General features: G+C 41.3%; 27 protein-coding genes and 2 other annotated features. Of the genes, 9 read left to right on the plus strand and 18 right to left on the minus strand.

Going from position 1 to position 26,236, the window contains the following annotated elements:
- Positions 1–612: 612 nt before the first annotated feature.
- Positions 613–1,869, minus strand: a complete 1,257-nt coding sequence (gene tyrS, locus ED605_RS14380; protein WP_121979584.1) for a tyrosine--tRNA ligase — start codon at positions 1,867–1,869, stop codon at positions 613–615.
- Positions 1,870–1,915: 46 nt separating this feature from the next.
- Positions 1,916–2,118, minus strand: a binding site (T-box leader).
- 253 nt (positions 2,119–2,371) lie between these two features.
- Here tyrS and ED605_RS14385 point away from each other — a divergent pair.
- Positions 2,372–2,581 (plus strand): DUF4649 family protein, encoded by a 210-nt coding sequence (locus ED605_RS14385; RefSeq protein WP_121979585.1) that lies wholly within the window; start codon positions 2,372–2,374, stop codon positions 2,579–2,581.
- 144 nt (positions 2,582–2,725) lie between these two features.
- On the opposite strand, the gene ED605_RS14390 is transcribed toward ED605_RS14385, so the two are convergent.
- Positions 2,726–3,172, minus strand: coding sequence for a MerR family transcriptional regulator (locus tag ED605_RS14390; RefSeq protein WP_121979586.1), 447 nt, complete (start codon positions 3,170–3,172; stop codon positions 2,726–2,728).
- Positions 3,173–3,398: 226 nt separating this feature from the next.
- Here ED605_RS14390 and ED605_RS14395 point away from each other — a divergent pair, with 226 nt between their 5' ends.
- Positions 3,399–3,599, plus strand: coding sequence for a hypothetical protein (locus ED605_RS14395; RefSeq protein ID WP_121979587.1), 201 nt, complete (start codon positions 3,399–3,401; stop codon positions 3,597–3,599).
- Positions 3,600–3,723: 124 nt separating this feature from the next.
- On the opposite strand, the gene ED605_RS14400 is transcribed toward ED605_RS14395, so the two are convergent.
- From ED605_RS14400 to ED605_RS14415, 4 genes are all read right to left on the minus strand, one after another.
- Positions 3,724–4,590 (minus strand): NAD(P)-dependent oxidoreductase, encoded by an 867-nt coding sequence (locus tag ED605_RS14400; protein ID WP_121979588.1) that lies wholly within the window; start codon positions 4,588–4,590, stop codon positions 3,724–3,726.
- Between the two features lie 11 nt (positions 4,591–4,601).
- Complete coding sequence (gene rfbB, locus ED605_RS14405; RefSeq protein WP_121979589.1) at positions 4,602–5,585, minus strand: dTDP-glucose 4,6-dehydratase; 984 nt, start codon at positions 5,583–5,585, stop codon at positions 4,602–4,604.
- A gap of 199 nt (positions 5,586–5,784) precedes the next feature.
- Positions 5,785–6,291, minus strand: coding sequence for a hypothetical protein (locus ED605_RS14410; RefSeq protein WP_121979590.1), 507 nt, complete (start codon positions 6,289–6,291; stop codon positions 5,785–5,787).
- Between the two features lie 188 nt (positions 6,292–6,479).
- A complete protein-coding gene (locus tag ED605_RS14415) occupies positions 6,480–7,649 on the minus strand; it encodes an iron-containing alcohol dehydrogenase (RefSeq protein ID WP_121979591.1) in 1,170 nt (389 codons plus the stop codon).
- Between the two features lie 569 nt (positions 7,650–8,218).
- Between ED605_RS14415 and ED605_RS14420 the strand changes: the two genes are divergently transcribed.
- Complete coding sequence (locus ED605_RS14420; protein ID WP_121979592.1) at positions 8,219–9,352, plus strand: trans-sulfuration enzyme family protein; 1,134 nt, start codon at positions 8,219–8,221, stop codon at positions 9,350–9,352.
- Between the two features lie 66 nt (positions 9,353–9,418).
- Here the strand turns inward: ED605_RS14420 and citG are convergent, their stop codons facing one another.
- The 7 genes from citG to ED605_RS14455 all read right to left on the minus strand — a co-directional run bounded on the left by citG (position 9,419) and on the right by ED605_RS14455 (position 16,461).
- A complete protein-coding gene (citG, locus tag ED605_RS14425) occupies positions 9,419–10,297 on the minus strand; it encodes a triphosphoribosyl-dephospho-CoA synthase CitG (RefSeq protein WP_121979606.1) in 879 nt (292 codons plus the stop codon).
- 37 nt (positions 10,298–10,334) lie between these two features.
- Positions 10,335–10,883 (minus strand): citrate lyase holo-[acyl-carrier protein] synthase, encoded by a 549-nt coding sequence (gene citX / locus ED605_RS14430; protein ID WP_121979593.1) that lies wholly within the window; start codon positions 10,881–10,883, stop codon positions 10,335–10,337.
- A 78-nt stretch (positions 10,884–10,961) separates the two neighbouring features.
- Positions 10,962–12,020 carry a [citrate (pro-3S)-lyase] ligase gene (citC, locus tag ED605_RS14435; protein WP_121979607.1) on the minus strand — a complete coding sequence of 353 codons (1,059 nt, stop codon included), beginning with the start codon at positions 12,018–12,020 and terminating at the stop codon, positions 10,962–10,964.
- A gap of 32 nt (positions 12,021–12,052) precedes the next feature.
- Positions 12,053–13,270, minus strand: a complete 1,218-nt coding sequence (locus ED605_RS14440; RefSeq protein ID WP_121979594.1) for an NAD(P)-dependent malic enzyme — start codon at positions 13,268–13,270, stop codon at positions 12,053–12,055.
- Between the two features lie 241 nt (positions 13,271–13,511).
- Positions 13,512–14,300, minus strand: coding sequence for an alpha/beta fold hydrolase (locus tag ED605_RS14445; RefSeq protein WP_121979595.1), 789 nt, complete (start codon positions 14,298–14,300; stop codon positions 13,512–13,514).
- 121 nt (positions 14,301–14,421) lie between these two features.
- Positions 14,422–15,159, minus strand: a complete 738-nt coding sequence (locus ED605_RS14450) for a DUF975 family protein (protein ID WP_121979608.1) — start codon at positions 15,157–15,159, stop codon at positions 14,422–14,424.
- A gap of 123 nt (positions 15,160–15,282) precedes the next feature.
- On the minus strand, positions 15,283–16,461 hold the full coding sequence (locus ED605_RS14455; protein WP_121979596.1) for an MFS transporter: 1,179 nt from the start codon (positions 16,459–16,461) through the stop codon (positions 15,283–15,285).
- 741 nt (positions 16,462–17,202) lie between these two features.
- Between ED605_RS14455 and ED605_RS14460 the strand changes: the two genes are divergently transcribed.
- Together ED605_RS14460 and ED605_RS14465 are read left to right on the plus strand one after the other, a co-directional pair.
- A complete protein-coding gene (locus ED605_RS14460; RefSeq protein ID WP_121979597.1) occupies positions 17,203–17,481 on the plus strand; it encodes a type II toxin-antitoxin system RelB/DinJ family antitoxin in 279 nt (92 codons plus the stop codon).
- 77 nt (positions 17,482–17,558) lie between these two features.
- Complete coding sequence (locus tag ED605_RS14465; protein WP_121979598.1) at positions 17,559–18,317, plus strand: hypothetical protein; 759 nt, start codon at positions 17,559–17,561, stop codon at positions 18,315–18,317.
- A gap of 131 nt (positions 18,318–18,448) precedes the next feature.
- On the opposite strand, the gene ED605_RS14470 is transcribed toward ED605_RS14465, so the two are convergent.
- From ED605_RS14470 to trhA, 5 genes are all read right to left on the minus strand, one after another.
- Positions 18,449–19,432, minus strand: a complete 984-nt coding sequence (locus ED605_RS14470; protein ID WP_121979599.1) for a helveticin J family class III bacteriocin — start codon at positions 19,430–19,432, stop codon at positions 18,449–18,451.
- Positions 19,433–19,877: 445 nt separating this feature from the next.
- The gene (locus tag ED605_RS14475) at positions 19,878–20,387 is read right to left on the minus strand and encodes a hypothetical protein (RefSeq protein WP_225419171.1); all 510 of its coding nucleotides are present in this window, start codon (positions 20,385–20,387) and stop codon (positions 19,878–19,880) included.
- Positions 20,388–20,531: 144 nt separating this feature from the next.
- The gene (locus ED605_RS14480) at positions 20,532–20,963 is read right to left on the minus strand and encodes a hypothetical protein (RefSeq protein ID WP_121979600.1); all 432 of its coding nucleotides are present in this window, start codon (positions 20,961–20,963) and stop codon (positions 20,532–20,534) included.
- A gap of 287 nt (positions 20,964–21,250) precedes the next feature.
- On the minus strand, positions 21,251–22,528 hold the full coding sequence (gene hisD / locus ED605_RS14485; RefSeq protein WP_121979601.1) for a histidinol dehydrogenase: 1,278 nt from the start codon (positions 22,526–22,528) through the stop codon (positions 21,251–21,253).
- Positions 22,529–22,613: 85 nt separating this feature from the next.
- Positions 22,614–22,872 (minus strand) — a binding site (T-box leader).
- Between the two features lie 82 nt (positions 22,873–22,954).
- The gene (gene trhA / locus ED605_RS14490) at positions 22,955–23,605 is read right to left on the minus strand and encodes a PAQR family membrane homeostasis protein TrhA (RefSeq protein WP_121979602.1); all 651 of its coding nucleotides are present in this window, start codon (positions 23,603–23,605) and stop codon (positions 22,955–22,957) included.
- A 210-nt stretch (positions 23,606–23,815) separates the two neighbouring features.
- Here trhA and ED605_RS14495 point away from each other — a divergent pair, with 210 nt between their 5' ends.
- From ED605_RS14495 to ED605_RS14510, 4 genes are all read left to right on the plus strand, one after another.
- A complete protein-coding gene (locus ED605_RS14495; RefSeq protein WP_263852967.1) occupies positions 23,816–24,202 on the plus strand; it encodes a DUF1836 domain-containing protein in 387 nt (128 codons plus the stop codon).
- Between the two features lie 15 nt (positions 24,203–24,217).
- Positions 24,218–24,898 (plus strand): type 1 glutamine amidotransferase, encoded by a 681-nt coding sequence (locus tag ED605_RS14500; RefSeq protein ID WP_121979604.1) that lies wholly within the window; start codon positions 24,218–24,220, stop codon positions 24,896–24,898.
- 37 nt (positions 24,899–24,935) lie between these two features.
- Positions 24,936–25,316, plus strand: a complete 381-nt coding sequence (locus ED605_RS14505) for a signal peptide protein, YSIRK family (RefSeq protein ID WP_191981391.1) — start codon at positions 24,936–24,938, stop codon at positions 25,314–25,316.
- A gap of 105 nt (positions 25,317–25,421) precedes the next feature.
- A complete protein-coding gene (locus ED605_RS14510) occupies positions 25,422–26,090 on the plus strand; it encodes a DUF975 family protein (RefSeq protein ID WP_121979605.1) in 669 nt (222 codons plus the stop codon).
- Positions 26,091–26,236: the final 146 nt, after the last annotated feature.

The following is a 26,236-nucleotide window of genomic DNA, read 5'->3' on the forward strand; positions in this document are numbered from 1 at the left end:
TTAGGCACGCCGCCAGCGTTCGTCCTGAGCCAGGATCAAACTCTCATCTTAAAATGAGTAATTTGTGACTCATTGATTGTTGTTCTTAATTTACTAGCGAATTGACTTCGCAATTTGTTAATTGGCTTCGATTAAGATCGAAGCACCCTACACAATTGTTTGTCGAAAATTTTGTTCAGTTTTCAAAGGTCTACTCGGCTATCAAAGCGCTTGTTTATCGCTTTTGACAACTATTTAATATTATCAGATTTCCAATTGAAATGCAAGGCCTTTTTTTGAAGCACTTGGAACGGGCCACGCAATGGAAAGCCGATTGCTTTAACGCAACGAAAACTAGTTTACCAAGATTTTGAAAGTTGGTCAAGAGAAATTTTCAAACTAATCAAAAAAAGTTGCAAACAGTGGCGCTCTGCCTCCCGTTTACAACTTTCAAAATTTAGTTTGAAATCAGTTTTTATTAAATTGGTATAGCCTGCACCACTTGATTTACAAGTAAGCCGCCGTCTAAAACTAATCTGAAGTCTGGCTGCTAATCATTGACCAATTAAATCATTAGTTTTGCCAGTACCCCTTCTTACAAGAAGGCTTTAATCACTTATCACTAACGCAGAGTTAGTTAACCCGTGCTAAGAAATAATGTTTTTTGCCCCGTCGAACAATGACAAATTTACCATCAAATTTTCGACTTGGATCAATTTCAAAATCCACATCCTGAATTTTTTCGCCATTAATTCGAATCGCACCATTTTTAATATCTTCACGCGCTTGTCGTCTAGATGATTCAATCTTAGTTGCATCAACCAACCATTGAACAATACTAAGCGGTTCTGATGAAACCTCAACTGTTGGCATATTTTTGAATCCCTGCTCAATTTCCGCCGTTGTTAAATCGGAAACTTCTCCCGAAAATAAAGCCTTGGAAATCCGCTCTGCTGAAGCCACCGCTTTTTGTCCATGAACAAACTTGGTGACTTCTTCTGCCAAACGACGCTGAGCTTCCCGCTTTTCCGGATGACTTTGCACTTTTTCAGCCAGTTCATTAATTTCATCCTGACTCAAAAAAGTGAAATACTTCAGGTACTTAATCACATCTCGATCATCCTGATTTAACCAAAACTGGTAGAATTCGTAAGGCGTTGTCTTTTCAGGATCAAGCCAAACATTGCCACCTTCACTCTTACCAAATTTGGTACCATCCGCCTTCAGTAGTAATGGAATTGTCATCCCATATGCTTTTGCATCAGCGCCTTCCACTTTATGGATTAAATCAATTCCTGACGTAATGTTTCCCCATTGGTCAGCGCCACCTAATTGCACCTGAACATCATTATGTCGGAAAAGGTGTAGAAAATCGATTCCCTGAAGAATTTGATAAGTAAATTCCGTAAACGAAATCCCGGCTTCCAGTCGACTGGCAATAATTTCTTTTCGAATCATTGTATTGATATTGAACAATTTGCCATAATCCCGCAAGAAATCCAATAAAGATAGTTTTGATAACCAATCATAATTGTTCACAATTTCAAATGAGCCATCCTGCCCAAACAGTTTTTCCATTTGGCGGGTTAATGCTTCCTGATTATGGCGAACCTGATCCATCGTTTGAAGCACCCGTTCGGACTTTTTTCCACTTGGGTCACCAATTGAGCCGGTCCCGCCACCAATCACAATAACCGGATGATGGCCAGCTAATTGAAATCGTTTCAAAATCATAAACGGAATCAAATGCCCAATATGCATACTATCCCCTGTTGGATCAATACCAACGTAAAGCCCAACTGATTTTTGATTAACTAACTCGTTCAAGCCTTCATGGTCGGTTTCCTGATTAATCGCGCCACGCCATTTTAAGTCATCTAATATATTCATTATCAACTATTCCTCCAAATTAAAATATCCCTGACAATTAAACATTGCCAGGGACGAAATTTCCGCGTTACCACCCAAGTTACTGCTAAAAGCAGTCTCTCAATTCATTGGTAACGAAATGACTCGTCTATTAAATCAATAGTCAGCTCCATAAGCGTAATTTTATCAATTAATCGCTTGACTCACATTGCCGTCAAGTTTCTGACTTCCCAAATTAATTGACTACTGAACTTATTTCATCGCCTTTAAACAATAACTTCATCATAATTGTTGACGATTTGGTTGTCAATTGAAAATTTAAAATGCGGCTGATCCTTTTTTAGGGGACAATACCTAGTTTCACTTCAGGTCGATTACCAACCCTTCGTTCTCCAAAAATAGTGTCCTTATCCAACTACTTTCAGTTCGTCAAACATCATCTTAGTTGTATTTTAAGCGTCGAACTTCTAAAATTGAAGTAAAGGTAGAAATTGCCGGTCTTAGTAGAAAGAAAGTGGTTTCAATGCTTAAAATTATTTACGAAAACGGCGGTGCTCGCGAAACGATCACTTACAAATCAGTGGCAGACTTTATGGCTAATCAACGTTTGGAAGTCCCAGACCTGGAAGACTACTACAAAATTGACAGTGTCACTTTGGACGATCAGCCAATCCAGTTAAAAGACAAGACCATTGTTGGTTTGTATAACAAGTTTGATAGCGAAGGACAGTAATTACCAATTATTAAGTGACAGACTACTTTTTAATCAATTTTAGGGTGACCATGGATAGAAGGGTCACCCTTATTTAATTCGCCAGTCTAACAAACCAAAACCACTCCTAAAATATTTGGACGCGCATTCTTAGAAGTTCAATTTTTAATCTTCTGGCTTTGAAGCGTCAACTATTTTGAAATAAGTTTTATCACCTTCAACAACCCCATAGACCCGTTGACTGCGTGAAGCATCCTTGAACCCAAAATCAATGATGCTACGGTTCTTGGCCACATCAACACCTTGTAATTGAGCCTTAATAAAGGTTCGCAACACTGGCATCTGAGCTTCAAATTTTTTCGCTTTTTCAACGGCCGACTGCAGTGTAAAACCTTGCGTCAAGTATCGTTGAATATGAAAGATCATCATCAATGTTCGAAATGTATATTGCCTTTGAGTACCCTTTTCTTGGGTAATCGGTGCAATATATTGCTGTTCTTCCCAGTATCTTAGTTGTCGGCCGGAGACACCGGTAATTTGCTGTACCTGACCAATCCCAAAAATCAACTTATCGCTGTCAATTAGCGGTTTATCCGAATCTTTATTTGCCATTAATTTCACCTTTTAATCCAACTGTTGAATTCTATATTCGTCACACGCCCATTATTATAACAAATTAACGTGACCAACGATAAACCGCTTTCTAAAATTTTAAAAAGTTTTGAAGCTCACTTTTTAACCATCGATCCGTGCCGGAAACTAAATTTACAGATAATCTTTTTGAAAATTTGGTATAATACGTGGCGTAATCGTAACTATACTGAAAGGACTGGAAAAAATGGGGTTTTCACCAAAATTAATTGTTGCTGATTTATCACTAATCCTTTCAATTGCAATTGGATTTTACGGTCAATCAGCTCATCTTGAGGATAACGTTAAGATCGGTTTGATTATTCTGGCCAGTATTTTTTTAACCATTTCAATCGTCATCAACGTTGTCAATGCCGTTCAAAAACGGCGTGAACGAAAAAACAAGTAGTCTTGATTGCCTAATGAAAATGATCAAAAACAAGTTTAAAGTGAGCAACAAAAAGTTCTACGAAACCAACACTTCTGAGTTGATCTTGTAGAACTTTTTAATAGCTCATAATTTAAAGTCGGTATCAGGGCCTATCATAAATTTTAATCAGCCCCTGTGTGCCTAAATCGCCCCAACCGAATTGGTCGACCATCGCTTCATACAATGCCTTGGCTTGTTTGGTTGCCGGCAGCTGAAGGTGCATCTGATCAGCAACTGTCAGCGCAATTCTCAGATCCTTAAGAAAATGTTTGGCGTAAAAGCCGGGCTTCAAATCTCCTGCTAAGATTCTCGGTCCGTAAGTCCCCATACTCCAATTGGCAGCGCCGCCACCTTGAATTGTTTTAATCATCTGAGCCTGATCCAAACCGGCTTTCTTTGCGAAAACTAATGCCTCTGTCAATCCGGTCATCGTTCCGGCAATCATAATTTGGTTAGCCATCTTGGCATTCTGTCCTTGGCCTGCAGTTCCAAAGCGACTAACGGATGTCCCCATCTCATTAAAAATTGGCAGTAGTTTATCATACACAGGTTTTAACCCACCAACCATAATGGTTAATGTACCTTTCTTAGCACCAACATCCCCGCCAGAGACCGGTGCATCCAACACATCAATTTGACGCTGCTGGCCGGTTTTAAAGATTTTTTCAGCCAGCATCGGTGAACTGGTCGTCATATCTATCAACGTTTGACCTGTTTGGGCCGTCTGAAAAATACCGTTATTACCAAAGTACACCGTCTCCACGTCTTTGGGAAATCCGACCATCGTAATTACGACGTCACTAACTTGTGTTAACAGTGCCGGAGTCGCCTGCCAAGTGGCGCCACGTGACAAAACCGGTTGGGCATGCGCCTTGGTTCGATTATAAACTGCTACCTCAAATCCAGCTTTTAATAAATTATTAATCATCCCAGTGCCCATTACACCAGTTCCAATAAATCCAATTTTCATTACAAACACTCCTATCGATTCTTAACTGCTGTCAACAATGGCTCCCACCACTCGGGGTGAATGACATACCAATCAATTGTATCACCCATGCCGGTTTCAAAATCAAATTCCGGTCGCCAGCCTAATTCATGCCGAATCTTTGAATCATCGATTACATAACGCACATCATTGCCCGGACGATCTTTAACAAACGCGATCTGTGGTTGAGCGGCTTCCAACTGTTTTTTGATTCGATCGACAATTTGCAAATTAGTCCGATAGTTATGAGCAGCAATGTTATATATCTGGCCAGGGTGACCGCTTCTTAAAACCAAGTCAATCGCGCGACAGTTATCCAAAACATTTAACCAATCACGGCTGTTTTTACCAGTCCCATACACTGGTAGCTTTCGACCATTTAACGCTGCCGTGACCATCAATGGCACTAACTTCTCCGGAAATTGATAGGGCCCGTAATTATTGGCTGATCGCGTAACGCAAGCTTTGAGTCCAAACGTTTTAAAGTAAGAAAGTGTCAGTAAATCGGCTGCAGCTTTACTGGCAGCGTAAGGTGAACTGGGACTAAGGGGCGCTTGTTCGTCAAACTTTGTATGTAGCGGTGTGCTTCCATAAACCTCATCCGTGGATACTTGGACAAACTTTGTCAGTTGATATTTTTTTGCAATCGCCAATAGCGTCGCTACCCCATCAATGTTACTGTGAATGAATGGTGCCGCATTCAGGATTGATCGATCAACGTGTGATTCTGCGGCAAAATTAACAATTGCCTCAATTCGGTTATTTTTAACCACTTGTCCCACTGCTTGGCTGTCAGCAATATCTCCCTTCACAAATGAGTAGTTTGCTTGATTGGGCAGATTGGTCAAATTGGTTAGTTGGCCAGCATAAGTCAATAAATCAAAGTTAATGATTTGATCCTCGGGATGTGCTCGCAACAGTAACCGGATAAAGTTCGAACCAATAAAGCCCGCACCCCCAGTGACAAGAATTTTCAAAGAAATCGCCTCCTTGACCGGCTCTAAAGAAAATTACAAGTCTAATGTATCACAAATTGAGAAATTCAAAAACTGATTTTCCAACCGGACTGCCCCAATCTCTGCCAATCAACTGGTGATGCACTCGCTTCAGCAAAAAAGGCCCCATTACTTTAATCTCAGTGGCCTCAATCAATTATTGCTCAGTTAATTAGCTACATCAGTCATCCTCGAGAACATCTTCGTTAACCCAATACTTTTGAGCCGATGCACTTTTAGCTACTCTAATTCGATAAAAGTCTTCTGATTCTCGTTCACCATCGTCATCTCGATAGTACGCCTTAGCCTTCATATCGACATAAACTCGTTTACCAACTTTGGCTTTAATCTGACGCCAAGAATAAGTCCGATTATTTTTCTTGCCTCCCGGAACATATCGATAAAGCTTTTCCTCACGGTAACCATCGTCTAATGTTGTTCTAAAATTAGTTTTATAATACTTGATTCGATATACTCGAGATGGACTAAAGTCAAGGGTTTGGATTTGGTCTGAGTGTAATCTTGTTCCCTTAAAATACTCGGTATCGGTTGCGGCCGCCACCTTGTTATGATGGGCGGTTGTCATTCGAGCAGTTTCAGGTTGAGTATCTGAACTAACTGAGAAGCCAATAATTCCCAGTGGTATTAGACACAGAAGCCCGGCATCAATTAACAGATTCTTTTTCACAGTTCATCCCTCCAAAGACAAAATTAATTTGGCTATCTTAAACCTTATCGTAATCATAATTATATCCAAATATATAGAAGAAAGTATGATGAATTTATGACCTTTTTCCAAATTTTTAAGTAAAAAGCGTTAGCCCGCACTTTGGCTTTGGCTAACGCTTTCATTTTGTATTCAATCAGTACTATTCATTACTTCTGATCATAAGCTTCTTGGAATAACTGAACTAATTCTGCCTTCGTTCCCTTACGCGGATTTGAAAAGGCATTCCCATCCTTCAACGCATTTTCAGCCATCAAGTCAAAATCTTCTGGCTTGGCGCCGATCGCTTTAATACTTCGCGGAATATTCACGTCATCACACATTTGTCGCATTGCTTTAATAGACAAATCGGCTGCTTCACGGACTGACAAACCATCAGTATTTTCACCCATAATCTTAGCCAATTGGGCAAACCGTTCCGGAGCCGCGATTAAATTGTACTTTTCAACAATCGGCAGCAACATTGCACAGCAAACACCGTGTGGTGCATCGTACTGACCACCTAATTGATGGGCCATTGCATGAACATACCCTAAGTCCGCGTTATTAAAGCCCATACCGCCAAGCATTTCTGCTTCGACCATCTTGGTCCGCGCTTCAACATTGTGACCATTGGCAACTGCTTCTCGAAGGCTTTCCTCAACCAACTTAATTGCTTGAATACATTGACCATCCGTAATTTCATTTCGATTAGTAGAAACATAGGGTTCAATGGCCTGCACAAAGGTATCCATCCCGGTTGCCGCCGTGAGAGAAGCCGGCACATCCAACATGAGCATCGGATCATTAAATGAAACCAAGGGGACATTTCGCCAAGAAACAACCACGAATTTCAGCTTGGTTTCTTCGTTGGTAATCACACAATGACGCGTTAATTCAGAAGCCGTTCCAGCCGTTGTATTGACTGCCATTAATGGTGGTAATGGTTTAGTTAACGTCTCAATTCCGGCTAACTTGGTGATATCATCACCATTCGTTAAAATAATGCCGGTTCCCTTTCCGGCATCGTGAGCCGAACCCCCACCAACGGTAATAATACTGTCACAGTTTTGGGCTAAATAAAGTTTTTTGGCTTCTTCGATATTTCGAATTTTCGGATTTGGTTCTACGCCATCATAAATCGCATAGGAAACCCCTGCAGCTTCAAGAGACGCTAACGTCTGGGCAACTGGTCCATTTTTCAATGCCCGTAAATTTTTATCAGTTACAACCAAGGGATGTGACATATTCAACATTTTAGCACGATCGCCAATCTTTTGAATAACACCCTTACCAAAGAAGTTAACACTCGGCATCAAGAAATCAAAATTTTCTTTCATCATAAACTTCCTCCTAAATGATCCTAATTGGTACCACGCCCATAATAGCATTCCAGCGGATTATATGTAAACCTTTTCACATTTTAAATAAGCTTTATAAAACCGTTAACTAAGCCAATCGTTGAATATTTAACGATAATATATTTCGATATTAACCATTTCTTTCACAATTAACCATCATGTTAAAAGATACATCATCGGGCAACTTCCCTATCGGCTATTGATTCCAGTCTTCGATTAGTTTAAAATGGAAGAGATTTTAATGAACTAAGGCTTTGATGAGAAGAGTAACGTGAGCAATTGGCTAAGAGAGTTTCAATTGGTGAGAAGAAACCCAATAGCTGACGTGAAGATGAGCTCGGAGCTTATGTGTGGGTCGTCTGGCTGACACATCGCCGGCAGTCGTTATCCTGCTGAGTTGGATATTAACGCACCCTATTCAACTTGCTGAGGCTAATACTGCAAAGTATCGGCAAACCCAGGTGGTAACATGATTTAACCGTCGTCCTGATCAAACAGGAAGGCGGTTTTTTGTCATTAAATTTATATTTTTTGGAGGAACTTTTCACATGACTAAGAAGAAACCATTCGACATTGATACATTATTGGTCCAAGCTGGAAACCGTGATAACCATGATCAGTACCAAGCTATTTCAACGCCCATTTATCTAGCGTCAAATTTTCGCCATCATGACTTGGAAGAAGTTAAACGCTTTGATCCAGACAAACAATATTCCTATTCTCGACTGGCAACCCCTACTCGGCGAATTTTGCAAGAAACCTTGGCAAAATTAGAAGGTGGCAGCCAGGCATTCGCTACCAGTTCTGGAATGGCAGCAATCCAGCTGGTTTTCTCGCTCTTTAAAACCGGTGATCAAATTATTACCTCTGATGACCTGTATGGCGGTTCCTTCCGCTATTTCGACTACCTGAGCGATCATGTCGGTCTCCAATTCAGTAAATGGAATGGCAAAGACTATGACCAATTAGCACAACTGATCACTCCTCAAACTAAAGCAGTGTGGCTCGAAACACCCTCCAATCCAACCATGAAAGTAATCGATATTCAAAAGGTCGCCAAAATTGCCCATCAAACCAATCCGGCCTGTTTGGTCTGTGTGGATAATACTTTTCTAACCCCTGTTTATCAACAACCCATTCGCCAAGGAGCCGATATTGTTGTTCATAGTGCCACGAAGTACTTATCCGGGCATAACGATATGTTGGCTGGGGCCGTGATTGCTAAATCAGCAACCATTAGTGACACACTGGCTTTTAACTTTAACACAACCGGTGTCACACTCGATCCGTTTGATTCCTGGCTATTACTGCGAAGCCTCAAAACCCTTTCGATTAGAATGCAACGCCACACGGAAAACGCGACTTACATTTCAGAAAACCTGGCAAAACTTCCTCAGGTTGAAAAAGTGCTTTATCCAGGACAGGGCGGCATGATCAGTTTCTATGTTCAAAATCAGCAACAAGTTGAACAACTATTCAAACGGCTCAAGATTATCTCTTTTGCCGAAAGTCTGGGTGGTGTCGAGTCCCTATTGACTATCCCAGCGCTTCAAACTCACAAAGACATGGCCGAAGCCGATCGCTTAAAACTCGGTATTACCGATAAATTGTTACGATTGTCTGTCGGCTTGGAAAAAGCTTCAGACTTATTTGATGATTTAAAACAGGCCTTGGCTGACTAATTACTCCTAATCTTAGAAAAACCGACTGGATAACGTTGATAATGCGTTACCCAGTCGGTTTTTCTTTTATAAGCTGCCTTCCATTAGACCAAAGTAAATCGTTAGAATCAGGAGATCAGCCGAGCCACCCAGACTTAAATTCCTAGCCAGAAAGGTCTTGTTAAGTTCAACCAACTTTTGGCGTCCTTCAGCAGTTTGACTACCACCCAAAGCTAAAAATTGTTTAGCCTCATGATGAGCCCAGTCAATTACTTTTCGGGTGCCGGCTCGTTTTATTAAGTTGCTGTCCCTTGATTGACTGACAATCTTCATCAAAGTGTCCAACAAGCGCTGATTACGGGTCCCACTGGCTTGGCGAAGAAATGGCAGCCCCACTGTCAAAACAGTCGGGTAGCCATTTTCAGCCTCCCCGCGAATCCCGGTTTCACCATATTTAACAAACTGCCGCTCACCAGCTGTTAAGGTTGATTGGGGCTTATCAAAGACGCCATCAAAATCATGCGCGGTCAATCCGGTTAGCATTTGTTTAACCGTTTCAGTCACCCGCTCGGCAGAAAAAGCAACCTCCCCATTACGGAATAGGTAACCGGTTGCTGTTACTAAAACGCCTAATGAGAAAATGGCTCCCTTATGCGTATTAATTTGATTAGTCGCTTCAAACATTGTTTTTTCAGCTTGAATCCCCAGGGGACGAATTTGTTCGAACAACGCCGGCAATGCCATAAAGTTAGTTTGCCAACCGGTATCAAAACAAGCGCGTAAATACGGCGTTAATGAAACCGCACTATCAATAAAATTAAACGCATCCATGTCTGGGTGAGGACCTGAACTTACCGGATCAACCAATCCGGGTTTAGGTGTAGCTGTAACTTCATAAAGCATCGATTTAACGGCATTGTCAACGGTTTTGGTGATCAGACGATCATGCTTGACCGCTAACGACATTGTTTTCAAGAGTGGCTTCCTCCATTCAGTTATCTAATTAATTAAAATAGGTTTGGTACATTTGACTAATTTTAGATTGAAGTTCGGCAACTGAATGGCGTCTGGAGCGCGCACATTCCTTAGCTGGGCGATCACAAATCAGGCACCGGCGGGCTGCTAAGCCAAAGTCACTTCTTGAAAGAGGCTGACTTCCACACTTAGCCGTTAGAACGTCCACGTCAAATAACCGGCCCAGCTCAAATCGGTCCTCAAAGTTAACAGCTAACCGTTTCATTTTTTCCGCTGATTCATTGAAGACCATAAACGTTTCCTGACCAGTCTCACGATGCCATTTAATGGTTTTCAGTGAAGGTGAGACCTGATGTTGTGCTAATAATCGATTAAAGTGAGACAGCCCTTCGTCAAACAGGCTTGTTAACTGCGGGTTACTTTTAATTGGCCCCGCTACGTTCAACTTAACAGCCACAACGGCCGCTTTTGGAAAAACCGCTAATAGTTTGGCCTGCAAAGCAGCCCGTTGATCTTTATTGGTTAAAACAGCTAAGATGTTTTGGGGCGTGCCTGCCTCAAAAATTGATTTTGACACCACTCAGTCCTCCTTAACTTGAAAATCATTCAACATTTAACATGGAGCCGTTAGATCACAACTACCGTGACCGTTTACTCAGTTACCAGCAACCCTGGCCCCACTTTGAAGCCGGGCTTGAAGTTCTCCCAAGTGTGCCTTGAGATAGGCATAGGTTGTTTCTGGCACAAACGACTGAATTTGATCAAGTTGATTATTTTGAATCGCCTGGCGAACGCTGGTAGCAGTAATCAGTTTACCAGAATCAGTTTTTCGCCGTTCGATCACTTTTACTGCTACTTCAGGCGGTAATTCCCGCTGCAGTACCTGATTATAAATAGCGGTCGTCCGAGATTTTGGCTCACTTCCCAAGTACCGAGTCTTAATATTAAGTGGTGGGGCAATTTGAAATTTAAAAATCCGGGCATCCAGGCTCGTTTGATAGTAAATTGCATCGTCCCTGGTCGGTAAAAAGTAGGCTGGAAAAGTCGCGTAACTCACCATGTAATCGCCACCGTTTATTACTTTCACGTTGGTTAGATCGGCCACGCCTTTTTTAACAAGTTGTGTCCGTTCAGCCGTTCTCAATAACGAAACATCGCTATTGACAATAAATATATAAAGCAATTGATTCTCACGGGCAGCCCGTTCAACCAAATAACGGTGTCCCAAAGTAAAAGGGTTGGCATTCATCACAATTGCCGCCACCGTTTTTCGATCCTGCTGCGAGATCCGCGGAATTTCAGCAAGAAAATCCTGAACATTCCGATCACCAGTTTCAAGAACGGCCCCGCTATCAGTATGTGCCAACTCGCTAAAGCCAACGTGCTGAAAACTTTCAGAATACTTTTGTTTTGTAAACACAAACAAATGAAAAATTCCCTGCTGAGCCAAGTAATTAATCAGTGTTGAAACAATGGTATTGAAATGAGCCCCTTGGGTACTGAATCGGTTGCAAACCCCAACGTATTTTAAAACATTGCCGGCAACCGATCCGGTCGCAACCAAATCCCCCGTTTCATTAAACATCCCAAAAGTGACATCAATGGTTGCCAGTTCATTCTGCTCGAAATCGGTAATGCCCAGCGATTTTAAAAAGGCCTGCCATTTTTTAAAAATACGTTGATTTGTTAAATTTAATTGTTCAATTGTGTCGATCGCCAATCACCACCTTTAAATGCTACCCTTTATTATAAAACAGAAATGACATCATGATCCCTATCTTTAAAAGTAGCAGGTTGATGTTGGTTAACGGCATTTGTAGATGCACTGTTAACAACTGCAGCTGTGATCGTCTTAACAACATCTTGGTCAAAAACACCCGGCACAATTTTTTCACTGGTTGGCACTTCAATCATGCCTGCCAACGCCTGAGCGACCACCGCTTCGATCCGATAATCCACTTTCTTAATGCCACTTTTCAGCAAACCACGAAACAGTCCCGGAAAGACTAAAATATTATTCACTTGATTAGGGTATTGACTGGAACCGGTCGCCACGACGCCAGCTCCAGCTTGATGGGCATCAGCTGGCAAAATTTCAGGAACCGGATTGGCTAACGCAAAAATAATCGGGTTAGCCGCCATCCGCTTCACTTGGGATTGATTTAAGACTTTTGAAGTCGACAAACCAATAAAAGCATCTTGGTGGTCAATCACCTCATCAAGGGTTTTCCCACTAACTTTTAGACCCGCTTGATTAACAAAATCAGTTTGATAGTGATTATATCTGGAGTCAGTCCCTTGAATCACGCCATACAGATCAACCAGTGTTAAATGACGAATGCCAACGGCAAATAGTAACTTAGCCGTTGCCAAACCAGACGCGCCAACGCCATTAATGACGACTTTTAGATTTTTAAGGGGTTTGCCAACTACCTTGGCAGCATTGATTAAACCAGCCAGTACCACAATTGCCGTACCTTCCTGATCATCATGATAAACCGGAATATCAAGTACCTGACTCAGTGCTTCTTCGATTTCAAAGCACCTCGGAGCCGCGATATCTTCCAAATGAATCCCCGCAAAGGATAACGAAATATTTTTAATTGTTTCAACGAATTCCTTAGTTGGTACTTGAGAAACCGTCATTGGCAAGGCGTTAACGCCAGCTAAATCTTTATATAAAAGTGCTTTGCCTTCAACAACCGGCAGTCCACCAGCCGGGCCAATATTGCCCAGTCCCAAAACTGCCGACCCATCGGTCACTACTGCTATCAACTTACCACTCATCGTTAAACGATCCTTCATGTCTGGATGCGCTTCAATTAACTTGGAAATGCTGGCAACTCCTGGTGTGTAGGCTTTCCCCAAATCCGACTTATTTTTAATTTCCATATCCGGCTCAATCCCTAAAACGCCATTATGCTTTTCATGGAGTTTAAAAATTTCATCATTATCCTTATCCATCAGTCATTATCCTCTCTTAAAGACTCGTTGATTATTTACATCCTGTATCCTACACGCTTTTTTGATTTTTGTAAAATAATCTGGTTTATTTTTAAATTTAAAAATAGTTTCGAGAATATTTTTACATATGTAGTAATAAAAGTGACTTTATTTAAAATTTCAATTTTTAAAAAAGTTAGCCTCACCCAATTTTTTTAAACCGATTGGGTGAGGCTAATTATCTTTAAATCATGAAAATTTCCTAACAGTTGCTTTCTATAAACGACATTAGAACGTGGTTAAACCGTTGCGGCTGTTCTGCCATCACAATATGGCCACACTCGCTCACAACAACCGATTGACCGAATTCAGCCATTTTAGCCGTTTCAGCTGCAAAGGCTGGGTTAAAATAAGGCGATTTTTGACCGGCAATCACCAATAATGGCCGGTCAAATTGATGAATTACATCCCGCCAATCCTGAAATGCATGGTCAATCAGCAACGGCCGATTTAAATCCGGATCATAAGGGTGTGCCCGTTGTGCCTGTTTAACTTCCCGATAAAGTTGATCACCAAGTGGTTGATTTGTTGCCGGACCAAGTGGAAATTTTAACAGCTCAGGAAAGGTTTCCCAGGTTAGGTTATGAAAGCCATAGGACCAAGTTTCATCATTGATCATCTTGGGAGACTGATCAACGTCAATCAATCCTCGAATGCCGTCATCACCAACTAGTGACACATAAGCAAAGAAGGTTGCCGCGCCCATTGAATTTCCCAGCAAAAATGGCCTTTCGAGCTTCAAGTGATGAATCAACTCATAGACGTCCATCGCATGGCGGGAAATTCGTAATCCTTTACTGGTTCGTTGTGAAGCCCCTTGATTTCTTGCATCAACATTAATCACTCGAAATCCGGAAGCTGTCAGCTGTGCAATTTGATTTGTCCAAATTTGCCGACAGCCACCAATTCCGGTCAGAATGACCACTGGAATGCCACTACCAAGGTCGTCGTATTCAAGTCGGACGTGATCTGACGTCTGAAATTTTGCCATGATTCTCTAACCTCTTTGCCAATTGAACGGATCCATTAATAACTTAATCATCCCGTTATTTAGGAGTATTAGAATGATTTTGATCAGCGTCGTTTGAAGCATGATCATCCGTCAGAATTGTCTATAACGTGTCGCTTTGATCGTCATGAATTTTGACATAAAAGTTGGCCAACGCCAAATTATAATAAGGCAGCAGCCAGATGTCTAAAAGATTAAGTGTCAGGTTAGATAAAATATTCCAACCGATGTAGCTCAAATTAAACACAAACAAATCCATTTTGTGACCGTCCATGAGTTGTCGACTACGGGTAATTGCCTCCAGGTAACTGATCTTTTCTCCCTGGTCCAGCGCATCTCGATAGATAAAGACAGCTTGTGAATAGGCAAATGCCTTAATGATTCCCGGCACAATGAAGAGTAGCGACCATAGAAACGTCAATATCCCTGCAATAATGTTAATCATAATTGTGCCTAAAAAGTAGTCACCATTGTTAAAAATGGTGAATGACTTTGTCACTGGTTGATCAAAAGTCGCCTTGTTTCGAATCAAGTCAATTGCTACAAACTGAATTCCCGTTAGCAGTAACTCACTAATAATTGCTAGTAAGATAACCAACGCCAACCCCATCGTGAGTTGGTTCGGACTGCCACTAAATGACCACCTGGGGCCGTTAGTTGTCAATGCATCCAAGTAAACACCAAGATTCCAGGAACTCTTAGTGGTATTTACCACTGGTAAGTAGTCAGCTAAAACAAACCCCAGTTCCATAATCAAAACCGGTAAAAATAATAATAGGAAAAACGGAAAATGGCTGTTTAACATTTCGCGCATTTCAATTTTTAATTGCGGTCGATCTATCAAAAAATTCTTCACCTCATTTAGTTAATGTAATATGGTGAGTATATTTATTTGCCGAAAAAAAGTCAACCAGCGAAACCAAGTTTGAATCAGTGTTACCCGTAATTTATTTCCACTTTCAACTCATAAGCTTTGTGGCGCAAGTTTTTGATTCAGATGATTTAACCAAACGACCAAGCAGAACGTCATTAAAGTATAGACGGCACCGCCTGGGCCCACCGAGATCATCCCAAAGTGACTGACCATCACCCCACCAGTGGCTGATCCCAACGCAATGCCAAAATTTGAAAAAATCGAGTTGAGTGAGGATGCCAAAACAATGGATTGCGGATAGTCTTTTTCAGCAACTTGCAAAAAATGAATCTGAATTGGCGAATTTAATAACGGCATACTGATAATCAACATCATCAAAAGAAAGGCACCAAGCCAACTGTAGTTGAAAGAAAATGGCAGTGCAACCAGTAAAATGAATTGCGTGACATAAACTTTGGGCATTGCCTTAAGGCCCGGTCCTTCGGTTAACTTGCCACTGGTCTGGTTACCAATAATATTGGCCAACCCGAAGACAAACAGTAGAATCGTCAACATGCCAGTTGAAAAATGTAGCTGAGTCGTAATAATTGGTCGCAAATAAGTATAGAAGACGTAGATGGCTGCCAAATTAAACATCGGTAGAAACATGCCAATTTGAATTCGATGATCTTTTAACAGTGCTAACTGACCGCCAATACTGCTGCCCTTTTGTTTAAAGCCGCGCGGCAGTGAAAGCAGAATTAGTCCCATGGTGATCACAGAAATCCCAATAATGGTTAAAAATGAAATCCGCCAGCCAAAGTTAGTCGAAATCCAAGTACCAAGTGGCACACCCAACACCGAAGCGATACTGAAGCCTGAAAATACCCATGATAGCAGCCAGCCCTGTCTGGCCATCGGCGAAATATACCCAACAAACGACAACGCAATTGAGATGGCAACTCCGGAAACCAACGCCGTGATAATCCGAGAAATTACCAAGAAGACAAAGCTTTGAGCAACTAAACTTAAGGTGTTGCCCAGAGTAAAGATCCCCATCAGAACCATTAGACTCCAGAACAAATTATATTTACCAATCAACAAGGTGATAAATGGCGTACTAATAGCATAAACCATCGCAAAAATTGTCACGAGGTAACCAACAGTGGCAACGGAGACTCCGAATTGTTTTGACAAATCATCCAAAATCCCCACAATTAAGAACTCACTGAATCCTAACGTAAATGCAATCAATACCAGAACAAAACTTTGTACTTTGAACTGCTTCATTGTATTTTCACTTCCTTTTTCATTCTTTTTTGGCCGGCGTTTTTCGCAGACTTTTACATATTACAGGTTTTCTTGGTCACCGTCTATAGTTGAACCAAAAAAGAATGATTGAAAGCGATTTTTAGGCACAAAAAAACCGGTGATTTTTTAATTTCACCGGTTCTTTCTCGTAAACATCAACTATTTTAAGTCGTTCTCCACAGCTGATGCTTTCTGAGATATTCCACTAGTCAAAAAGCATCACCTCCTTTTTTGATTGTCCAAATCATACAATGTTTGGAAAAAAATTGCAAGGGAAATGTTCAGTGAGCGAAGCCAAGTGATTAATTCACGGAGACTAAGGCGTCGAATGGTGAAAAGCCCGAATTTGGCTTTTTGACATTCGATCCCTTAGACGCAGTGAATTGCTTGGTGTAGCTGTCCTAGTTCAGTGAGCGGGCAAAAGCGCTTAGCACCCGGAAGATAAGGCGTCAATCTGGGAAATCCCGGGCTTGGATTTTTCAGATTGATCCCTTATCTGGAGCGGTGTTGCTTTTGGTGTAGCTGTCCTAGTTTAGTGAGCGAAGCCAAGCGATTAATTCACGGAGACTAAGGCGTCGAATGGTGAAAGCCCGAATTTGGCTTTTTGACATTCGATCCCTTAGACGCAGTGAATTGCTTGGTGTAGCTATCCTAGTTCAGTGAGTGGACAAAAGCGCCTAACACCCGGAAGATAAGGCGTCAATCTGGGAAATTCTGGGCTTGGATTTTTCCAATCAATCCCTTATATGGAATGATGCTGTTTGGCGTATGGCCAGAATTGAAACTAGAATTGATGATGAAACTAAGGAAAAAGCGATTGCCAAATTGCAAAAGTCTCAAATTACTTTGTCCGAGTTTGTCAGAGCCCAGGTAGCTATGGTTGTATCAGATAGGTTACCGCCTTTTTATCCAATGCCAAATGTTAACCAAGAAAGAGCCATTCCAGAAACTGCTGATGATCTTACCGGTAAAAAGAACCCCCCCGATTATTTCAAATAATTATTTCGCAGCCAACTTATTTCATCTTTAGCCAGTTGCCTAGTATACTGAAGATAAATTATCTAAGGAGCGTTAACATGCTAAATAAGTTAATGAAAGGGTTATTGGTTTTCGGATTGGCTTGCGGGATCGGATTCACGACTCAAGCCTATGCAGTCCACGCAGCCGGACCTTATCACACCATTAAGAGCAGAAGCTATGCGAATGTTTTACCCACCTATCGCGCTAAAACCAGCCGTTCTAAAGCCGTTATTTGGAATAATGATCTTACCCAGAAAAAATTTTCATTAAATGATTACCCCAAAACTAATTGGTACGTTTATAAAAGTTACAAAATGACTAATGGCAAGAAAACGGGGATCTTTTACCGGATTAAGAATCCTGAGAATACTGTCTCAGGATTAGTTTGGCGGGGGTATCTGCGACGGATTAACCATTTGAGCATTAAACAACAGACACTAAATGCTTTACCTGGAACCATCTATAGTCCCTATTTGCAAAAGATTGTTAATCAACGAAAAAACTATCCCGGCGACAGTGGCGGCGAGTATCTTCAAAAAGTTTTAGGCTCACAATACAAGCAGTTAAAAATTATCACGCTTCCTGCCATTGGCCGAACGACATCCTTAAAACAATTACAATCCGGCCAAATTTCTTACAACGCCTTCTTACAAAGAGAGCTTCCCTTTAGTATTAAAGGTTCTTATCATCTTAAGGACGGATTAGCAGGCGTCAAGACGGTCAAGGATCTTACTGGGTGGCAAGTCGCCTTTCTTAAGGCAGGGAACAATAGTAAAGATTATGGTGCAGGATTTATTTATTTCTTAAAACCCTAACTCATGATTTAATAGCCTGCATTGAGATGGTGGTTCCGAATCTCTTTATGCTCACATCGAAAAACATCCGATAGATTTGAAGTGTCCTTTAAATCTATCGGATGTTTTTAGTGGAGGCTACGTTTCATTTGTTACCAAGATGATTTTGTTGTGGTATACAATCGATTTCCTTTAGTGGCACTTGCATCTTCATTATGATAAGCAATCCCAACATACAGATCACTAGCAATTTGAATCCCTTCAGTTTCCGTATTGATCCCTTTCCAATTTGTATTGCGTAAAGAGTGTTTAACGATGTGTGAATCACCCCAATAGAACTTAGAAATACCAGGAGTATCAGTACTCGAACGACCTGGCTGCTTAGGCTGTCCGCTTGAGATATAGATTGCTCGGCCATCGGAGATATCATATCCCTGAACCGAATTACTGGTTAGCCTTGATGCTAAGTTAGCTACTTTACGGTATGGATCTGAAACCAACGCTGATTTCAGTTCGCTGCAGGGAATATGACCGTGGTTAGCAGCTACCGTATCAAGCATGGCGTTTACTTTATCGTTATCGTAAAGCGTAAAGTGCCCATTATTGTTGGTATCAATTCCAGCTAACAATAATAATCGGTCGGTTGTCCCTCCCGAAACGGGGGCATTCGTTGAAGATAGCGCGGTCTCAACCCGCTTAATGTGACCATAGGCTTTACCAGTGGTCGTCGCCGTACTAAGCGCTGACAAGCGAGTAATACTGGTATTTCCATTATAGGGTGTGGTGGCTTCAGTATTGGGTTCAAACTGAATCCGCCCGACTTGCGTGCCCCAATTCTCTGAACCGCCAGCTCCCTTGGTCACAATCCACCAGTAAGCCTGACCATTATAGCTAAAGTATTCAAACGTTTGGCCGTGACCAAAGTTTTTAAGATACATCTTCTCTGCATTTGAGAAATCGAGGTCAAAGCCACTGGCAGAATCTTTTCTAACTCGTGAAATGACCACATCCGTGTTGGCGTTGAACAATTGGAGGGCGTACACATAGGTGGAGCCAACATAGACTTTTTGAACCACGTTCTGTTTGGGGAGTCCTTTAAATCGATATTTCAAATGTGCATCGATGTTACTTGACATAATAATGACTTCTTTCTTTAAATTTATTTTGGTTGGCTAATTTAATTCCGGTATTAAATCAGCGGTTGTTGCATCAAATCAATTTGACACTGATAGCATATCGCCTTTGCAGCCTTTAAAACCGACCACTTCCGGACAACTTACCGCCAAACCACCGCATTTTTCCGCCAATTCAAAAAGCGCCCCGTCAATTTAATGACGAGACGCTTTTTGATATCTAGCTGACTAAAAAATGCCACGCTACAATATATCGGCAACTTAAGCGTGTATTTCCTAGCCACGTATTCACCAACTGTAGCAATCCTTTTCCAAGTCCAGCGGATGGGCAGTTTGAGTAGCAATTTCCAATAAGCTTTACTCACGTACAAATAGGTGATCTAATAACTGCGGGTTATCAAACATTATCTGCAAGAGACGCTTAGCTGATCCATTATATCTTCCTCAGCTAATCATCATAGCCCTCATTTGCTTCTCGCTCAATGACATCATCACCAACCCAATATTTCTGCTGAGCGTGCTTGCTAAATGAAATGCGATAATAATCTTCGTGATCGTAGTCGTGTGGATCATCATCGTCCTTAAACGTAGCGACCGCTTTCTTATCAACATAAACTTTCTGTTGATCACTAATATTTAATTGATCCCAGTGAAACACCCGATTATTTTCTGATTTTCCTGGAACCCGTTGATAAATTCGTTCCTCATGATATTCATTATCCAACCGAGTCGAATAATCAACATTTTCATAACGGATCCGTAGCGCCTTTTGGCCTTTAATCGGATAGCTTGACGCTGAATGATCTGAACTTGAAGATTGCGTACTTGATGTATCACTTTGCGAAGATTGTACTTTAGAACTACTGGTTGACGATGATTTGTTTGAAGTTGACGAGCAACCTGTCAGCCCAATTGAGAAAATTCCAATTAAACAGGTCATTAGAATTGCTTTTTTCACGTTATTCTCTCCAATCTGTGTCTTCTTTATTCAATAAGTATAAAGAAAATTTCTTCTGAATGCGACCGATTGAATTAAAAATAGGAACCGGTCCTCAGAAAATCCGTTTAACTCTGAAGACCGGTTCCTATTCTGTTTGATAAATTAGTCAAGCACTTTAAATGAATAATCATGGTGATATTTATGATGAGTAAACACGTAGTAAGTGCCGATATTCCCATAACGAACGAGAGATTTTTTATAAGATCCTTTAATCAGTCGTTTTTCTGTCTTAAATTGGCCAAGATTGGAGGTCGAAGAGCCTTTATTAAACGAGTACCAGGATCCCCATTTGCTGACTTTTAACTTATGCGAGCCACTTTTAGATGGCGAATAAACCGTGCCATTATAAGTGAGGCTGTGTTTCGTAATTTTTATCGTACTAAACTTCCCACTTCCGGTATATTTATACCAGGTCCCCCGAAGCGATTTTGGTGTTGTCGTCGAAGAACTCGCGTGTGCTTGAATGTTATTGGTTGATAGTTCGATACCTAAAACAATGAATAAGGCTACTAAAATAAGTCGTATTTTTTTCATTGGATGACATGCACCTCCGTTACTAAAAAGTATAACATGCCATTTGACAATTCAATTTAACTATCGGACTACAATTGTTTTACAAACTTATTCATCTATCATAACCACTTCGGTGACTATTCTCATAGTGGTCTAACCAATCTTGAAAAATTCACTATCCGACCAAATTTCTTATAATATTGCATTCATGTTACCAGCAGACTACAAAAAAGCAGCTGTTTGGTTCTCCACAGCCACTCTTTTGAAATTCCTCTTCTATAGATAAAGGATAAGGTCATCAATTAAAACTAATCAAAGCGACTTTCAATTGCTCTGGCGTGGGCTTCCAAGCCTTCTACCCTTGCTAAAGTCGTGATGGCATCGGCTTCCTTTTTCAAAGCCGGCCTGGTATATGAAACAAATTGAGTCCGTTTGACAAAATCTTGAACGCCTAATGGCGAAAAGAACCGAGCAGTTCCACCAGTCGGCAAAATGTGGTTTGGCCCAGCGACGTAATCTCCTACCGGTTCAGAAGCCGAAAAGCCTAAGAAAACCGAGCCGGCATTCTGAATTTGGTTTAGATAAGAAATGGCATCCGGAAGTTGAACTTCCAAGTGTTCTGGTGCCACAGCGTTCATTAATGTAAAAGCATCATCAATGTTTTTAACGACCGCAATAAAGCCTTCATTATCCATCGCCGCTTGGGCAATCTCTTGACGTGGCAATAATTTTACCTGCCGAGTCATTTCCGCATTGACATTAATGGCCAATTGCTTATCATCAGTTACCAAAATTGGTCTGGCCATTTTATCATGTTCGGCCTGTGATAATAGATCTGCTGCCACTTGGCTTGGCTTAGCCTGGCTGCTGGCAATCACACCAATTTCTGATGGACCGGCAATCATATCAATATCAACTTGACCAAAAACCTGTTTCTTAGCTGTTGCTACGTAAGCATTACCAGGTCCTGTAATCTTGTCAACCCGTGGAATCGTTTCAGTTCCAAATGCCAAACTTGCAATTGCCTGAGCACCTCCAACCGTGTAAATTTCATCAACGCCGGCAATCTTGGCGGCTGCCAAAACAGCTTGATTCAAGCCATCGCTTTGAGGTGGTGTCACCATGACCACCCGCTTGACCCCGGCAATCTTAGCCGGAATCACGTTCATTAGAATGGAAGACGGATATGCAGCCGTGCCGCCGGGAACATAAACCCCAACGGCTGCCAGAGGCGCAATTTTTTCACCCCGGATCACGCCCTTTTGCTTGGCATCGACAAAGCTATTTTCAACCTCCATTTTGTGAAAAGAAGTAATATTTCGTTTGGCTAAATTCAAAGCATCGATGACTGCTTGGTCGGTTTCTTGATATGCCGCGTCAATTTCTGACTGTTTGACCGCTAAATCAGTCAAGTCAACCTGATCAAATTTCTTTTCATATTCTTTAACAGCTTGATCTCCCTTTTGAGCAACGTTGCTGATGATTTCTCGAACTGATTTTTCAACTGCCTCACGATTAGCCACCTGATTTGTTCGAATGGCCACCTGTTTCAATAACTGTTCCAAAGGTGCTTCAATAATTTGCATATCTGTCACTCCACTTTCCAATAAATAGTCAGTTACGGTTAATTTTTCCTACAAAAAAAGTCCTCAGAAATTGTAAAAAACAATTTCTGAGGACGATTTCTCGCGGTCCCACCTCATTTTTGTCGCCACCTCACGATGAAACGACCTTACACTGTCGGCAACTAGTCGTCCATCGTAAATAGAGAACAGTTACTGCAGCCGTGGTAACGCTCGCTAGCGGAATAGTCTACTTAATTCAACTATCCAGTTCATAGATGTGTTTTCAGCAATCCTCGCGATCCGTTCTCACCGGCGGGACTCTCTTAACGTATGTGATTGCCTACTTTTCTAATCGTAACTTCATATTTATTATTGATTTTTAATTAATGATTAACATTACAATAACATGTCTCGAAAAAAAGTCAAGAGTCAATCACCAATTTCAAGCTAGATATTCATGTAAATTGATAAAAACATGGCTAATGTGCCTCCCATGACAAAGAAATGCCAAATTAAGTGTAGTCCCGGGATTCTCGGAAAGCTGTAAATCACGGCGCCAACGGTAAAAATCACACCACCACTGACTAAGAGCCAAAAACCACTGACACTCAAATTGGCATACAGCTGCTTACCGAGCAATAGGCAAAGCCAGCCCATAATGACGTAAATGGTCGTTTCCGTTTTTTGATATTTTCCATGAAAAACGACGTGACTGACAATCCCTGCGATTGCTAATAACCAGACAGTGGCTAACAGAATGTTGCCAGCTAAATTGTGAATAAAGATGATGCAATACGGTGTGTATGTCCCAGCAATCAATAAAAATATGTTACTATGATCCAAGATTTGAAAGACACGTTTGGCCCGTGTGAAGACGAAACAGTGTAATAACGTTGACGCCAAGTAAAGGATCAGGACACTGACACAGTAAACGACCAAACTAGTCACCGCAATCGATGATAGATGATCATGGTAAGCCCGGGTTAGTAACAGGACAGTTAAAAAGCCACCCGCCACAAATGAAACTCCATGGGTAACGGCATTCAATACCTCGTAGATAATTCGCTGCCGTTTTAAATGACTAGATTGATTGATCATGATGGCACCTCCTGAACACCATCATAAGATAAAATAGACTAAAGGTCAATACCATATAGAATTGAAATCTATTTGTCTGAATCCCTATATTTGTGCGATAATGTTGATACTTGAAACAAGGAGGCAGGTATCATTAAAAACCATACCGCAAAACAGTTGACTGAGCTTTCACTTCCTTTATATGAAGAATTACCCAGTTTAAATCTCTATATGGATCAAGTAATCGACGAAGTTAACCAATTTTTGGTGCCATTAACGGAAACCAAAATTACTAAATCTATGATTAACAGCTATGTTAAACAAGGCCTCGTACAACGGCCTGAGAAAAAACGTTACTCAAGGCAGCATTTGGCAGAAATTATCGTGGTCAGTCTAATGAAACCAATCTTATCCCTTGAAACCATTAAGAAGGCCATTGCACTAGCCGTCAAACTATCACCGGTTAATGAGGCATATGATCAGTTTATTCAGGCATTTAATGAAGAACTGGTCAAAACCCCCACCGGCCATTTGGAAGCCAAGGTTTACGAACATATGGCGATTCAAGCTTTACTGTATAAATTACTTGTAGAAGAAATGATTAATCACGATCTTTAGCAGGGAGGTTTTAAGATGAACATAACGATTATTCAGCATGTCCCCTTTGAAGTACCGGGATTAATTTCTGATTGGGCCCGCCAGCACCAACATCAATTAACGATTGTTAAGCTATTTAAAAAGTCAACTCATTTGCCTTCTGCTGACAAAGTTGACTTTCTAGTAGTTCTCGGTGGCCCAATGAGTGCCAATGACAATCTTCCCTGGCTTTCGGCCGAACGACAACTGATTAAAGCAGTTGTTGAAGCCAATAAGCCGATGTTGGGAATTTGCTTGGGCGCACAACAGTTAGCTAAAGCCTATGGCGAAGCAATTGTTGCCACACCCAAGGAAGTCGGCTTTGGGCCAGTTACAGCAACCCCAACTGCACAGTCACTTTTTGGCATTTCTAATCAGCTTGAGGTGCTTCATTGGCACGGTGAAGGATTCAAATTACCTAAAGGTGCAACCCTGCTTTTTTCAAGTCGATACTGGCCATTTCAAGGCTTTAAGCTTAAATCAGCTATTGGCCTGCAGTTTCATTTGGAATCAACACCAACAACTTTGGCAGAATTAGCCAAAACCGATGCCGCCTTTGTTCCCGGATCAAAGTATGCCCAAACGGCCGCTCAAATCACTTCGGCACCCTTTCAATCAAACCAATTGTTATTAAATCGGCTGCTGGATTGCTTAGCCACAGCCAATCATTCAGCTTAAGTTACATTTACGACCAAAAAATTCGGAGGTTTTCTAAATGAAAATATTGCTAATCTTATTGGCCGGCTTTGTCCTCACCTTTCCTTTTTTGACAGCCGCGTCAACGGCAAATGCAGCAACCAAACCTAAGACTTATTCATTTTCAATTCTGACTGCTGATTTTTACGATCATCCGGTTGCTTATCACACTTCTTCACATCAAGTCACTCTCTATCGAGCAAGCATCGGCGCTGACACACCAACCATTTCGTTCACGGCTAAAGGCAAACTAAAGGCTAAGGCCACGTATCGCATTACCCGATACGTCAAGGCCAAAAGTAACGTAACGCAAAAGAACCGAGTCTTCCTTTACGTCAAAGGCCACGGTTGGGTCCAACGTACCAAGCTGATTAAAGGGCCACTTTCAACTGACCACTAGCTGAAAATCAGTGTTAATTACATGACGTCAACCAACCAAACGGTGTATCCTTGACTTAAGGAGACGCCGTTTTTTGTTAGTCAGGCATCTCAAAGGAGGGTCATCATGAATCGAGTTGCGTTAAAGGAGGATGCCAAAAGCATTCTCAATTCACATTTTTCATTTTATTTTTTGCTATTTTTACCGGCCTTTATTCTGGAATTGATTAGTGGGGTCGTTTTTGGCTATAACGCCCATCCGTATCCAGAGCCAAGTGATGGCGCCAGTTTACTGATTAGCTGGTTAACTTCCGTTCTGTTAGTTGGCGTTTACTTTGTTTGTCTAGACGCGATTCGGGAAAAGCTAACCTATGATCAGCCGTTGCAAAAATCATTATTTGTCTTTAGTAATGGTGATTACTTTGTTGGCGCGTTGCTACTCAGCATTATCCAGTATATCTTCATTGTTTTATGGATGATTTTATTAATTATTCCCGGCATTGTGAAAGCCATGGCCTATTCCCAAACCTTTTTCATTTACCGGGACGCCATTGACCAAGGTGAACACATCCCTTATACAGAGGCCATTACCCGAAGCCGCCGACTAATGGTCGGACATAAATGGGAATACTTTGTCATGAGTCTCAGCTTTCTGGGATGGGCGTTAGTCGTCATGGTGACTGCCGGCATTGCAGCGATTTGGGTTCAACCATATATGTCACTCAGCTTTGCCAATTACTATAATGAGTTGGTCCGTCAAGAAAATGGCCAACCTAGCCAAACGACTCAAAGTTAAAATCGAATTTCAATTCACTAACCTGAATAATCTCTACTTTTAAAATTTGCCTGATTTGGTCCTTTTGAGGGCCATTTTTTATTTTTTCAGGCACTTTTGATTGCTGACAAAACTTAACTGGTCACTAACCGTCACATTTTGAGGAA

The organism is Lentilactobacillus raoultii (genome assembly GCF_900411375.1).
Lineage (GTDB): Bacteria > Bacillota > Bacilli > Lactobacillales > Lactobacillaceae > Lentilactobacillus > Lentilactobacillus raoultii.